The sequence below is a fragment of the Neptunomonas sp. ABH4_499 genome (assembly GCF_056160565.1).
This window is the reverse complement of record NZ_JBSWXK010000005.1, coordinates 45,397-58,543: the sequence shown is the minus strand read 5'-3', so window position 1 is coordinate 58,543 and position 13,147 is coordinate 45,397. Positions and strand designations below refer to the sequence as shown.

The 13,147-nt window shown below is 49.7% G+C and carries 11 protein-coding genes; 3 read left to right on the top strand and 8 right to left on the bottom strand.

Annotation, left to right across the window (positions count from 1 at the left end):
• Positions 1 to 7 precede the first annotated feature (7 nt).
• From ACXAF9_RS06520 to ACXAF9_RS06510, 3 genes are read right to left on the bottom strand one after another with little or no spacing between them, the layout of a single operon-like run.
• Positions 8 to 1,144, bottom strand: a complete 1,137-nt coding sequence (locus ACXAF9_RS06520; protein ID WP_475072407.1) for an ATP-NAD kinase family protein — start codon at positions 1,142 to 1,144, stop codon at positions 8 to 10.
• The gene (locus ACXAF9_RS06515) at positions 1,137 to 1,835 is read right to left on the bottom strand and encodes a PilZ domain-containing protein (RefSeq protein WP_475071914.1); all 699 of its coding nucleotides are present in this window, start codon (positions 1,833 to 1,835) and stop codon (positions 1,137 to 1,139) included. Before ACXAF9_RS06515 ends, ACXAF9_RS06520 begins: the two co-directional genes overlap by 8 nt.
• A gap of 17 nt (positions 1,836 to 1,852) precedes the next feature.
• Positions 1,853 to 2,998 carry a 4-phosphoerythronate dehydrogenase gene (locus tag ACXAF9_RS06510; RefSeq protein ID WP_475071911.1) on the bottom strand — a complete coding sequence of 382 codons (1,146 nt, stop codon included), beginning with the start codon at positions 2,996 to 2,998 and terminating at the stop codon, positions 1,853 to 1,855.
• On the opposite strand from ACXAF9_RS06510, the gene ACXAF9_RS06505 reads away from it, so the two are divergent.
• Complete coding sequence (locus ACXAF9_RS06505; protein WP_475071910.1) at positions 2,992 to 3,348, top strand: hypothetical protein; 357 nt, start codon at positions 2,992 to 2,994, stop codon at positions 3,346 to 3,348. The two genes, ACXAF9_RS06510 and ACXAF9_RS06505, sit on opposite strands and share 7 nt — an antisense overlap.
• 27 nt (positions 3,349 to 3,375) lie before the next feature.
• On the opposite strand, the gene ACXAF9_RS06500 is transcribed toward ACXAF9_RS06505, so the two are convergent.
• Positions 3,376 to 4,122 (bottom strand): lytic transglycosylase domain-containing protein, encoded by a 747-nt coding sequence (locus tag ACXAF9_RS06500; RefSeq protein ID WP_475071907.1) that lies wholly within the window; start codon positions 4,120 to 4,122, stop codon positions 3,376 to 3,378.
• 186 nt (positions 4,123 to 4,308) lie between these two features.
• On the opposite strand from ACXAF9_RS06500, the gene ACXAF9_RS06495 reads away from it, so the two are divergent.
• Together ACXAF9_RS06495 and ACXAF9_RS06490 are read left to right on the top strand one after the other, a co-directional pair.
• Positions 4,309 to 5,508, top strand: coding sequence for an amino acid aminotransferase (locus ACXAF9_RS06495; protein ID WP_475071905.1), 1,200 nt, complete (start codon positions 4,309 to 4,311; stop codon positions 5,506 to 5,508).
• Between the two features lie 117 nt (positions 5,509 to 5,625).
• Complete coding sequence (locus ACXAF9_RS06490; protein ID WP_475071901.1) at positions 5,626 to 5,799, top strand: hypothetical protein; 174 nt, start codon at positions 5,626 to 5,628, stop codon at positions 5,797 to 5,799.
• Between the two features lie 65 nt (positions 5,800 to 5,864).
• Here the strand turns inward: ACXAF9_RS06490 and htpG are convergent, their stop codons facing one another.
• From htpG to ACXAF9_RS06470, 4 genes are all read right to left on the bottom strand, one after another.
• Entirely contained in the window at positions 5,865 to 7,781 is a 1,917-nt protein-coding gene (gene htpG / locus ACXAF9_RS06485; protein ID WP_475071900.1) for a molecular chaperone HtpG, read from the bottom strand.
• A 112-nt stretch (positions 7,782 to 7,893) separates the two neighbouring features.
• On the bottom strand, positions 7,894 to 8,622 hold the full coding sequence (locus tag ACXAF9_RS06480; protein ID WP_475071898.1) for a DUF599 domain-containing protein: 729 nt from the start codon (positions 8,620 to 8,622) through the stop codon (positions 7,894 to 7,896).
• Positions 8,623 to 8,700: 78 nt separating this feature from the next.
• The gene (locus ACXAF9_RS06475) at positions 8,701 to 12,120 is read right to left on the bottom strand and encodes a VanZ family protein (protein ID WP_475071894.1); all 3,420 of its coding nucleotides are present in this window, start codon (positions 12,118 to 12,120) and stop codon (positions 8,701 to 8,703) included.
• A 139-nt stretch (positions 12,121 to 12,259) separates the two neighbouring features.
• Entirely contained in the window at positions 12,260 to 13,117 is an 858-nt protein-coding gene (locus ACXAF9_RS06470; protein ID WP_475071892.1) for a D-amino acid aminotransferase, read from the bottom strand.
• Positions 13,118 to 13,147 lie beyond the last annotated feature (30 nt).

Below are 13,147 nucleotides of genomic sequence, written 5' to 3'. Positions count from 1 at the left end.
CTCAGCGTTACGCTTCAACGCGATACAGTACCTGATCTCGGTAGCCCGTGATCACAGGCCACACGCCTTCAAGCGCTAGGTCTAACTCAGCATCGCCCGTATCAACACGCAGTGGACGGCCATCCAGTGCATTGAGCTTGGATTTGGTTGCCACAATCCAGATGTTTTCTTTCCCCAGATATCGAATCAGCTCGGGTGAGATCTGCTGATTACCGCGGCCAAAAATGTGGCCCTGACCACCAATCAAGGTAATGATCAGCTTGGTCTCTTTACCATCATCCTGTTGGCATAGCTGCAGCAACTGGTTCGCTTTGCAGTCGGAGGCGACTACAGACTCATTCTCAACAAGATCAACGCCTAGCAAGGTGTTATCAAGCCCCAAGTGCTCCATGATCGCTTTAACCGTCGTACCAGACCCCATGATGTAGCGGGCATCCGGCTCCATACGTTCAACGACATCGGCCACGATGTCATCCAGCACCAACTCTTCGGATTCTTTGCCGCCGTTTTTTACGCTTTGGACATAGCGGTGCTCTTCAGGGACCGAGAGCACGCCGTAGTATCGCGCACTGACACGCCCTTCACGGAATTGATCTTCATCGATGTCGCGTACTTCCCGCTCCGTAAAGGAGACCAACTCCCCTTTTACCAGCATCGCAATCACACGACCGGCCGCCGTTGGGTTAACCGCATACACACCTGAGTGGATTTTTACACCCGCCGGAATGCCAAGTACTGGTGTTGTTTCGGGTACAATACGACACACGTTACGCGCCGTACCATCGCCACCGACAAAGGCGATTAAATCCACACCCGCATTCAGTAAAGCCTCTGCTGCGGCTTCCGTGTCGTTTGGCGAGCTGTCTTCATCACTTTGCGCACCAATCACTTCGGGCTCAAAGCCAGCAAGGCGGGCCACGTTTTCACCCATATCACCAGCATAGGTAATCACTTTAACGGGCAGGCCTTTTAGCTCACTCAGTGCCGTTAATGTGCGCTCCTGCGCTTTTGGCTCGGCACCAAGGCGGGTAGCGATTTTAGCGGTGCCTTTACCATCGGAGCCTTTCAAGGCGACAGAGCCGCCTAAACCGGCAACCGGGTTAACGATTAAGCCTAATCGAAAGGCACGTGTTTGATCATTCATCATCCAGATATCCTAGTTCCATGAGATATTGTTGATAGACAAAACCAGACAGCAAGTGGCGCGTTTCCTCTTCCATGTCGTGAAACAGCAAACCATGCACGAACACCCCTGGTTCCTCTTCAGTGATGTTTTTCAGTACCACAGGGATCAACGCAACTTGGTCGGCCCCTGCCATCTGAAAACGAAATGTGACAAGCAACTGCTCGTCCACATACCCCAAAGGTGCGGTCGCCTCGACGCCCATCCCCTCCAGAGATATGTCCTTGGTGTATACGATTTTCGGTAAGTTCAATGCGATGGATCGCGCCTCGTCACAGTGATCGACACTGGCGACACATTGCACCGGAATCCGCGTGTGACTGCGGACGCGATGATATTGAACTTGCTCTGGGTAGCTGAATAACCACCCTGAAATGGGTAACGCGGTTTTCATCAGGCGCGCTTTGAAGGTGCATAAGCGGTTATTACACATCAAACTCAGCACCGCGCTTTGCCCTTCAAGAGAGGCGCCTTGTAGTGTCCTAAGTGAAGGCGATGTCACAATCACCCCCTCTTGAGCCAACACGCCCACCAGCTTCACTTTGTATTTACGCCGTGTCGACTCAAAGACAATTTGAACCGACTCACCAATGGTGGGGTTCAATTCAATAAGGGATCTTTCCGACTGACGAACAGGCAACAACGACTTCATCTAAATACCTTAGGACTCTAGGCCTGTTTGACTTGAAAACGCAGTGCTGACAGGGCTGTTGCCATCGGCTCTGGATCAGAAAGCTGGGATACGTTCACCACAAGGCTCGAAAACTCACGCCGCACAGGATACTCCTTACGCAATAGATCAAACGCTTTCGGTTGTTCTTTGCTATTAAGGCTAAGACGAAAACGACGATCATCGGCCGCAGGGTTATAGGCTTGGTGCACCGCACTTGCCAAAGAACACTGATCGCTAATGATAATTTCACTGAGCGCAGGTTTTGGCAAATATTGATGCAAAGGCGCAAGCTCCGGCAAATCAAACACCTCACCTAAGGCCTCACGTAGCATATAAGAACCGCGCACCTTGCCCTCAAAGCTGTACCCTGCAATATGGGGTGTTGCAAATAAGACTTTATCCGCCAGTGTCTTATTAACCTGTGGCTCATGCTCCCAGACATCCAAACAGACACACAGATCCGGTCGGCTATCCATTACCGCCATCAAGGCAGTCTCTTTAATCACCGGGCCGCGACCTGCGTTGATCAGCAAAGCGCCTGTTTTTAGCAGCAATAAGCGCGATTCATCCAAAAGGTGATAGGTTGGATGATCACCGGTTTTGGTCAATGGCGTGTGACAACAGATGATATCAGCACGCTTAAGAAGATCATCCAAGGGTGTGAATTGATCGTGAGACGCACTTTCAGCTTCCCTTGGGGGATCGTTCACCAGCACTTGGCAACCCAGATCCGTAAGACGACCTACCAAACGTCCTCCCACGTTACCGGCGCCAATCACCCCAACGGTTTTGTCCTTAAGCGATTCGGTTTCTGGAATAACACCTAAGATCACCGCAAGGACGTAATCAACCACCCCTTCGGCGTTACAGCCAGGTGCATTGGAATAGGGAATCCCCGCCGCTTTTAGATAGTCTTGATCAAGGTGATCCGTACCTATAGTTGCGGTGCCAACCCACTTAAGATGCTTAGCCTTTTTGAGCAAGGATGCGTTCACCTGTGTGATGGAGCGCACCAACAATACATCGGTGTCGATCAGCTGTTCCGCGCTTAATTTTCGGCCGTTCACGCGCGTTAAAGAATGCTCACCAAACAGGGCATCTAACCCTGGCATATTCTCGTCGGCGGTTATTTTCAATGACATACTCAATTCTTGCTCTTCGGTCTTTACAAATGCGTGGCTTTAAGGCTCAATGGCGCGCCATTATAAATTGCTCTGTCCCAACGTTGAACGGTAATACCTTGTTAATTCACTGGCGTAAACATCAGGAGTACCTCGTCATCCGGCTGTATCAGGATCTGGTCGGAGATTGGGTGGTGTCTGAGTGTCGAGGCAAGTATCTCAGCCAGCAAAAAGAGAACTACACAAAAACCGTGTTAAAGGATTACCAGCGCGCCCGTGAGCGTGTAAAAAGCATCAATCAGGAGATGCGTCATCAAGGTTTTAAAACGCTGTTTAGCTCTGAGCAGCAGCTGGGCTTACCGTTCGAGTAAGCCACTTGTCTTAATGGACTTGGCCGCTTAACGCGCCGCATTAAGATACCGCTTGTGTAGAATACCTACCCTTTCCACATACGCTTGTGTTTCTGCATAGGGCGGGATACCCCCGTATTTATTCACAGCGCCTGGGCCTGCATTGTAAGCGGCGGTTGCCCGTCGAATATCGCCTTGATACAGACTTAAAAGCTCCGCTAAATACTGCGCACCACCACGGATGTTTTGATCGGCATTATACGCATCCGCCACCCCTAAGTATCGCGCAGTCGCTGGCATCAATTGCATCAACCCTTGTGCTCCCTGATGCGACTTTGCATTCACTTTAAACGCGGACTCTGCATGGATGACTGCTCGAATCAGAGCAGGGTCCACCCCAAATTCAATGGCCGCGTTTGCCACAGCCGTTTGGTAAGCGGTTGTATTGATCGGCGTGTTGTACCAATTTACCTTGGAGCGCGGTGTACACGCATAGCACTCGGACCGGTACGTGAAGGTTTCATACTCAATGCCCTTTTTAGGACGGACATTGGTCAGCATGATCACACCGTCTTCTTTACGGTATTTGTAGATCGCATCGGTTTTCGCCGAGCGTTTTGCAGGTGCAGAGGACTTCCCTTGTCCTACATTGGTGTACTCAATGGTACCGTCAGGCTTTACCACTTTACGGATACCTTCAAGCGCCACCACCGGAAAAGAGACACAGACGCCCATCACGGCTAACACAGCCATAACACTTGGGGTCTTGAACGTCTTTTTAGCGTGTTGAAACATAACAATCCATCGGTCTATTCATACAGCTTTTATCGGCCAACCGGGCACAAATATTAAAGCATGCGACCTATTGAGTTCAATTTAACAATCCTATGCTGAAAAAGGTTTTCATTCCTTCAAGCATCAGTAACAATAACGACTTATTTATTTAGCCGTTTTATGGTAACGATCAGGAGATCTTCTTAAATGTTCCAAGCACTCTCGCCTCTTCCAGCCGATCCGATTCTGAATCTGATTGTGAAGTGCAAAAATGACCCTAATCCGAATAAAGTGGATTTAGGAGTCGGTGTTTATAAAGATGAACAGGGACACACTCCAATTATGAAGGCTATTCGGGAAGCCGAGCAGCGCATGATCGACCAACAAACGACCAAAACCTACATTGGCCCAGCTGGTTCCGAACTCTTCAACCAAGAGATTCGCGCCCTGCTTTTGGGTAAAGACCACCCTGCCATTCGCGATGGGCGCCTGGTGTCGGTTCAAACCCCAGGCGGCACAGGTGCACTGCGTGTTGCAGCTGAATTGGCGTACAAAGCAAACCCTAATGCGACCATTTGGGTAAGCGACCCAACATGGGCGAATCACATTCCAACGTTTACGGCAGCAGGTTTAACCGTTAAAACCTACCCGTACTACGACTTTGCCAGCAAGAGCATCCGTTTTGAAGCCATGCTGGATACGCTCAACCAAGCCAGCGCAGGTGACATCGTTCTGTTGCACGGCTGCTGCCACAACCCAAGTGGTGCGGACCTTACAAACGAACAATGGGATACCATCAGCAGCGTGTTGCTGAGTAAAGGCTTAGTGCCTTTTATTGATATCGCTTACCAAGGGCTAGGAGATGGTCTTGAAGAAGACGGATACGGTCTTCGCTTATTGGCCGATACTCAGCCAGAGATGATCATTGCAAGTTCCTGCTCCAAGAACTTTGGTTTGTACCGTGAACGTACAGGCGCTGCCTTGATGATCACCCGCAACAGCGAAGAAGCGGCCGTAACGCAAAGCAATTTAAACAGCGTGGTGCGTATCAACTATTCTATGCCACCTGCACACGGTGCCGCCATTGTTGAAACCATTTTGTCGGACGCTGCGTTAACCCAAACGTGGAGAACGGAGCTTGACGAAGTGCGCCATCGAATTAACGCGATGCGTGGCCAACTGGCGCGATCCATCACCGAGATTAACCCCGAGCTTGATTTCAGCTTCATTGAGCAACAAAAAGGGATGTTCTCGTTCTTAGGTTTAAACCCGGCTCAAGTAGAGCTGTTGCAAACAGAGCACTCTGTGTATGTCGTAGGCTCTAGCCGAATGAGCATCGCAGGCCTTAACCAGCAAAACGTAGCTCACGTTGCTCGTGCCGTTGTGGATGTGCTGTCAAAGGCATAAGTACGAAAGATAAGGCCAGATTTTCGCGTTTTCTGAACTATTGAGTTATAACGTTAACTAAGCAGTAAATATTATTGGAAAACGCAGTTTAGGTGTTCCTGCACAGGAGGTGCAATCATGTCACCAAACTATGTCCTTAAGAAGATCGAAGCCTATGAATCGTGGGCCATTCCTGAGTTTCACTCAACTCAGGATCCGGTCCGATGGCAATGGTTAGACCGTAAGTTAAACCAAGCCTGTTACATTCGTTTAAAGGTTACATTAAAGCGATCTCAACGCGGTTTGGATTAAATAAGCATAAAAAAAGCGGCCATTGGCCGCTTTTCTCGTTAATGTCGTCTGTCGTCCGTCGTCCGTTACGCGGTAAGCTCAAGCAACAACTTGTTCAAACGAGCAACGTACGCTGCAGGGTCATCTAATTGACCGCCCGCCGCAAGGTCTGCTTGGTCAAAGATGATGTTCGCCAACTCACCAAAGCGATCTTCATCGGACTCGTGATCCAAACGATCAATCAGTGGGTGTTCTGGGTTCACTTCAAATACTGGCTTAGTATCCGGAACCGCTTGGCCCGCTGCTTCCATGATTTTACGCATCTGCGCACCCATATCATAGGCGTTCAGAACCAAACACGCTGGTGATTCGGTTAGACGGTGTGTGACACGAACATCAGAGACTTTATCACTCAAACGCTCTTTCAGACGCTCGACTAAGCCTTCGTGCTGCTTAGCGGCTTCTTCTTGGGCCTTTTTCTCTTCTTCGTTTTCAGCTTCGCCAAGATCCAGCTCACCTTTGGTGACATCTTGGAAAGATTTCCCATCGTAATCGAACAGGTGGCTCATCATCCACTCATCGATGCGCTCCGTCAGCAGCAGCACTTCGATGCCTTTCTTACGGAAGATCTCCAAGTGCGGGCTGTTTTTAGCCGTATTGTAGTTATCCGCTACAACGTAGTAAATCTTCTCTTGGCCTTCTTTCATGCGACTGATGTAATCATCCAGAGCAACGCTTGGCGTCGCATCATCGACATGAGTGGAAGCAAAGCGCAGTAGCTTAAGGATCTTCTCACGGTTAGTGTAGTCCTCGGCTGGGCCTTCTTTCAGTACACCACCAAACTGTTCCCAGAAAGTTGCGTATTTTTCTGGATCGTTCTTCGCAAGCTTGGTCAGCATGTCCAGCACACGCTTGGTCAGCGCAGCACGCAGCTTATCAACGTTCGGATCTTTTTGTAGAATCTCACGAGATACGTTCAGCGACAGGTTATTGGTATCCACCACACCTTTGATGAAACGCAGGTAAAGCGGCAAGAACTGATCCGCCTGATCCATGATGAACACACGTTGCACGTACAGTTTCAGACCACGCGGCGCTTCACGATTCCAAAGATCGTAAGGCGCATGCTCAGGTACATACAGCAAGCTGGTGTATTCCAAGTTACCTTCAACACGGTTGTGCGCGTGTGTCAGCGGCGTGTTGAAATCGTGGGAAATGTGCTTGTAAAACTCGTTGTACTCCTCGTCGGACACTTCGCCTTTGCTGCGTGTCCAAAGCGCCGTTGCGCTATTGACGGTCTCATCTTCTGGAGTCACGTCTTTGGTGTCTTCCTCGCCCTCTTCACCCAGTGGTGCTTCTTTTTGCATCACAACTGGCAAAGCGATGTGGTCAGAGTATTTACGCACTAAACTACGCAGACGCATACCATCGGCAAACTCTTCTTCACCCTCTTTCAGGTGCAGAACGATTTGCGTTCCACGAGTGGCTTTATCGATGGTGGCGATGGTGAACTCACCCTCACCTTCTGATGACCAGTGCACACCTTGATCAGCCGCGACACCAGCACGACGCGTGAACACGTCTACTTTTTTCGCAACGATGAACGCTGAGTAAAAACCAACACCAAACTGACCGATCAGCTGATTGTCTTTGGCTTGATCACCCGTTAACTGGTTTAGGAAGTTAGCCGTGCCTGACTTGGCAATGGTACCTAGGTGCTCGATGACATCGTCACGGCTCATACCAATACCGTTGTCTTCGATGGTAACCGTTTTGGAGGCCTCATCGAAGCTTACGCGAATTTTCAGATCACCATCGTTCTCGTAAAGATCCGCGTTTGATAAAGCTTCATAGCGGAGTTTTTCGGAAGCATCCGATGCGTTGGAGATCAGCTCTCGCAAAAAGATCTCTTTGTTCGAATACAAAGAGTGGATCATCAGATTCAATAACTGTTTGACCTCGGTCTGGAAGCCAAGCGTTTCTTTCTGCGTTTCTGTGCTCATAGATACAGTACCCTATTGTTCTAAACAATGATGTCACCTAGAGATAGGGTCGGCCCTTTATTTTTCAAGGCCTAAAAATAAAAAAGCCTACATTTTTGTAGGCTTTATGCTTTTAGCTGTTTTTCACATCGGGTTCGACCGACATCATTAATGTCTTCAAAGTAGAGGATCTAAACTCGCGTCGGTACAACACGAACACAATCAAGGTGGATAACCCCATAAACAGAATCGGGTTGATAAACCACCCGAGTACCGCCTGGCTAAAATAGTAGGTACGAAGGCCATTGTTGAAGTTGTTGGCAGCCAGCGAGGTCATTTTAGCGATGCGCGCGGCGTTGGCCTGACGCACCTGCTCGCTGACCCCATCGGCCGGGCGTGGTACACCACCGATCATAACGGTCACAAATCCGTATTGCCTTAGACTCCACGTAAACTTAAAGAAGGCATATACGAATAGGACGATCATCATCAGGATTTTTAGCTCCCACTCCTGACGGGTGGCCGGTACAGCAAACGGGATATCGGCTATCACATCGATCGCTTTTTCAGTCGAGCCAAGTACCGTCATCAAACCCGCTAAAATCAGCATGGTGGTTGAAGCAAAAAACGAGACACTGCGCTCAAGGTTGGCCACCGCCGAGGTATCGGCTATGCGGTTCTCGCGCTCGTGTAATTTGACCATCCACTCATGACGGTACATGTGCAGCACACTGGATAAACACGGGGTTGTGTAACTGAGCTTTTTCGCAAGGTACAAGTACCCCCGAAAACAAAGAAAGAACCAAAACAACGCTAATAAATTCATAACGTTGTTTTCGACAAAGCTAACCACTAATGACATATCCGGCGGGCATCCACTTAAGTGAAATTAAACAAACCTATTGTAGAGAATGTTTACCCATTCACAATGAAAACTCACTTAACGAACATGATTTATTTCGCTGGCCACCGACGAAGCCACGCGGCGAAGCCCGATCACACTGCTCAGCAGTAACATCATCAAGGTCAGCTGCGGCACATCAAAGAGACTGGCAACCATACCGACGCCGAAATAAGCGATCAGCCCCACCACAAAAGGTATGCTCCATCGATCCCCCTCTTTAATGGCTTTAAAACCAGCCGCTAAAATCAGCAAAAGCAGTGCGCCGTAAAAAAGAACGCCTAAGAGCCCTAAGTCAAAATACACATTCACCCAAATATTTTTAGCGTGCCAATCCAAGTGGTTATCCGATGTGATGTACCAATGATCCAATTGATCCGAGAAGTCTCCGTTTTGGATCAGCGACTCATTATTCTGATCACGAATCGACAGCGCGTTTAAGTCCAAAGCAGGCTGGTTATGATGGGTAAAAAACGCCAAGGTGACCGGTCGAAGCGCACGCGCCAAGGACCGATGCTCGGATTCATTAAAAGCCGTGACAGTAAACTCGCCCTCAACGTTTTGCCAAGCATCCGCTTTAGGCAAGGTCACCGGTTCCGTTTGGCAGCGATGCGAATCATCAATCCACTTTTCACACAACGAAAGATTGAGACGCACATCACCGACCGGAGCACGATATTGAACCCGATAATGATAGGTTCCACCTTGTTCTGGGTGAACGTATTGATTGGTGTAATAAGAGCGGCCACTTTGGATGCTCAAGTACGTGCCGTCTGAGTCTTCAACCCAGCGATGATAGGTACTGGGCACTGAGGACTGTGCATTCCCGATCATAATGGCGCGCGGCAGCATACCCGGCCCCATACCCACCAGATAACTAAAAGCAGATGGCCCCATCAAGTCAGTGACCCGCTCCCATTGGTGGATACGGGTATTGGTATCCCGATCCACTATGGAAAGACGCTCGGTTAAAAAGCTTGGGATCATAAAGGGAGAGGCTAACCAGATCAGCGCGATGCCCCCGGTTAACACCGCTACCCAAGTACGTTTCGCCTGCGTTTCACGCTGTGCGACCCGCCAAAACAGATAACACAACACCACACTTACCGCAGCAACCGCATAAGGCCCACGTGAATAGGTGACAAAAATTGCGTAAAAACTCACGAGCGCACCCAAGGTAGCCAACACACGCCAAAACACGCTCAGTTTCATCAACCATGGCAATAACAGAAACGGGGTTGCGGCAACCAGGTACGCATCGATATGACCACCACCTGTGTGCATCGTAACAAAGCTACCTCGAACCCGGTGAAGCGCATCCTCACCAGAGGCCCAAAGCCCGGTAAACAACCATCGCTCTAAAACAACTGAAACAAGTAAGGCCAGCAAACCAAGGCACATACCCACGGCCACCGACTGTGTAGCTCGTTTGGGTTGATTTAAAAAGTGATAACCCAGCACTGGCAATAATAAGAGCAGCCAGAGCCAAGGTTTAGCTACACGGAACAGGTTATCAGTCGAGAAAAACGACTGCGGGTTTGCACCACCATCGATTCGGTACAAGGCCCAAAGCACACTGACGACATACAGGCCCGTCAGCCCCGACATCAATAAAAAGGCCCGCTTGGGTAAAAAGAGGGTCGGCTTTACCGTGAGCTGCTTCACATAATGAACAACAATACCGAGCATGATCAAAAGATCCAGCTCCGTTAGGATAAATCGGCCAGTAAAAACATACCCGTCTGCCCAAGGAACGCAGGCAGGCAACAAGACAAGCAAAAGGATGGGGGAACGATACAGAGCAAAAACCACCACCAGTGCAACGGCCGCAAAGAGAACCGGATGACTCGGGTAATCGACAACGTAAAACATCGCTGCAAGCGCTATGAGCAGTGCGGCACATGCACTAAAGATAAAAGAGATGGGCTGCCATAGTGGCTCTTGCGGGGCGTGTTGCTCCCATTGCTCTAGGACTGTCTCGGGTAGGACTTCTTCTGCGTAGCTTTGAGTGTTTGTACCGACCTCTTCCGGCCTTGGGATGTAAACGCGCTGATTCGTTGATGGCTCAGTTGATGGCACCAGAGGCTTAGGACGATTAGGTAAAGTTGGGGTTACCGAATCAGGAAAAAGCGAGTTAAACAGCACATCATACGCGATGAAGATCAGCGGGTAGACCGCCGCCATGATCAATACATTGGTGTAATCGGGTCGAATGTTACTCCATAACAGCCCCCCCGTTTCGAGCATAAAAGCCCCAGCGGCTACCCATATCGCGTGCGATGATAACGAGTATGCCTCTTTTGTTTTAGAGAGCTTATAACGACACCAGACAAACAACGCCACTGGCGAGATGATGGCGATTTGCAGCATCACACTTTTCAGTGCGGCCATTTCGGTGGTGAAATAGTGGTAGTAAAACGGCACCCAAGATAACTGCAACAAGGTGTCGACGCGCCCTTGCAGATCTTGCGAGGGGGATAGCGTCCAGTGTTTTATGAACAACACAAACACCAATAAGAGTGGCCACCCAAGCTTAAACAAACGACTCCAACGGATCATCCATCGCTCGATTGCGTGCTTATTGGTAAGAAATGACGAGCGCACCCCAACGGCAAAAGCGAGTGTCTTAACCAGTACCGAGGTTAACGAGCTGCTGCCAGAGTACTCAAAGTACTGAAGCAACTCGACAGCGGCGAAGATCAGCGCCGCCAAAAAGACCCAAGCGCCCTTGCCTCGACGACCGCGGCGTACGCCCCAAGGCGTGGCAGCAAACACAGCACCACCTAACCAAGCCACGCCCGCCTCTAACATAAGGACCAGCGCCTCGCGGATCGAAAAGCTTTGCCACTCTTCCAACCCCAGCCCCACAAAAGGATACCCTTTGATATCAAGGGCCCATTTAAGCTCGCTGAGTCGAATAAAGAAGTCGAACGGCATCAAGCTGTAGACTAACCAAGCGGAAAAAAAGCCCCACCACAAGGTAGACACCTTGACCCGTTGGCGCTCCAGCAAAACACGTAAAGTGCGATCGCATCGATGGCCCATACAGCGCCAAAGCACAATCCCTGCAACGATGCCTAACGACTCGGAAATAAGGTCATTTCGTGAAACGGTTCGAGGAGCAACAAACAGCTGTAAAAACTCAACTAGCCAAGCCAAGCCCATTAATAGCGCAGCTAAAAAAAACCATTTAGCGAGCGGGGTTTGTCGCGATCCACCTTTGGAGATCACCGCCGACCAGAAAAAACCAACGGGGATGTAGATTAAAAGGTTTGCGAGTAAGTCGGCGCGGGAGGATGCACCTAACTGCAGATAACGGATATCCGAGAACAGAGTGATCGCATCAGCCAATGAGTGCCCACGCAATTGAAAAGGGACTAAGCTTCCATAGACCACAAAGGCGGTCGTGAACAATGCCATCCAAAGGTACAGCGACCTTGGACTGTTTAAGCGATCCATGCTTGCAAAACTCCCTCTTTAACGTAGCGCCATTATGCGATAACAAAGAGGAAGAGACAAAAAAAGAGCACCCGAAGGTGCTCTAAAATCCGTCTTTGTCTGACCATGTACTGGTCATGTCATTCTAAATACCGATTGCTCAGTAGTTGTACTTACCAGCGCTGTACAATGCTTGGGCTTTTTCCCATACATCGCCGATTTCGCCGTTGCCGACTGGCTTGCCGTCCAACTCGATTACTGGCGCGATCTCTTTACTTGAACTTGTCAGCCAGATCTCGTCTGCATTGCGCACTTCGTCCATAGTAACGATGCGCTCTTCCACTTTGATGGAGCCATCTTTACGCAGGATATCCAACAACATCAGACGGGTAATACCCGGCAGAATTTGGTGATCCAGTGGTGGGGTAATCACGACACCGTCTTTAACGATGTAAGCATTACAAGCACTGCCTTCGGTCATTTCGCCGTTAGCGTTGTGCAGAATGATTTCGTTGTTACCGGATGCGTAACCTTGCTGGAAGTGCATGACGTTACCCAGCAACGCGGTGGATTTGATGTTGCAACGCTTCCAACGCAGGTCTTCTGTGCTGGATACCTTGTAAGCTTTCGCTTTAGCCTTGTCCGCAACAGGTGCTGCAGGAATTTCGAAAACAAACGCGAATACGGTTGGCTCAACATCGTCTGGGTAAGCGTGGAAACGCTTAGAGTCAGTACCGCGGGAAACGTGCAGGTAAATACCTAGGTTACCGCCACCGTTTTTCTCGATCAGAGATTCGCAAATCTCACGCCATTGGTCGTGTGAAAGACCCAGTTTGATCTCGATCAGGCCCATGCCTTCGTTCATTCGATCAATGTGCGGGCCAAAACCAACCAGCTTGCCATCATACGATGGGATCACTTCATAAATACCATCACCGAACAGAAAGCCGCGATCCATAGGCGAAATCTTCGCGTCCGCCATTGGCATGTAAGATCCGTTCAAATAAACAATACTCATATCTCGCTCCAAACGTGGGAGAGGGTCTAT

Bases quoted from the DNA above. Each gene is read 5' to 3' on its own strand.
- ACXAF9_RS06490 (WP_475071901.1), top strand. From the start codon at position 5,626: ATGTCACCAAACTATGTCCTTAAGAAGATCGAAGCCTATGAATCGTGG.
- ACXAF9_RS06495 (WP_475071905.1), top strand. From the start codon at position 4,309: ATGTTCCAAGCACTCTCGCCTCTTCCAGCCGATCCGATTCTGAATCTG.
- ACXAF9_RS06510 (WP_475071911.1), bottom strand. From the start codon at position 2,998: ATGTCATTGAAAATAACCGCCGACGAGAATATGCCAGGGTTAGATGCC.
- ACXAF9_RS06475 (WP_475071894.1), bottom strand. From the start codon at position 12,120: ATGGATCGCTTAAACAGTCCAAGGTCGCTGTACCTTTGGATGGCATTG.
- ACXAF9_RS06515 (WP_475071914.1), bottom strand. From the start codon at position 1,835: ATGAAGTCGTTGTTGCCTGTTCGTCAGTCGGAAAGATCCCTTATTGAA.
- ACXAF9_RS06500 (WP_475071907.1), bottom strand. From the start codon at position 4,122: ATGTTTCAACACGCTAAAAAGACGTTCAAGACCCCAAGTGTTATGGCT.
- htpG (WP_475071900.1), bottom strand. From the start codon at position 7,781: ATGAGCACAGAAACGCAGAAAGAAACGCTTGGCTTCCAGACCGAGGTC.
- ACXAF9_RS06505 (WP_475071910.1), top strand. From the start codon at position 2,992: ATGACATACTCAATTCTTGCTCTTCGGTCTTTACAAATGCGTGGCTTT.
- ACXAF9_RS06520 (WP_475072407.1), bottom strand. From the start codon at position 1,144: ATGAATGATCAAACACGTGCCTTTCGATTAGGCTTAATCGTTAACCCG.
- ACXAF9_RS06480 (WP_475071898.1), bottom strand. From the start codon at position 8,622: ATGTCATTAGTGGTTAGCTTTGTCGAAAACAACGTTATGAATTTATTA.
- ACXAF9_RS06470 (WP_475071892.1), bottom strand. From the start codon at position 13,117: ATGAGTATTGTTTATTTGAACGGATCTTACATGCCAATGGCGGACGCG.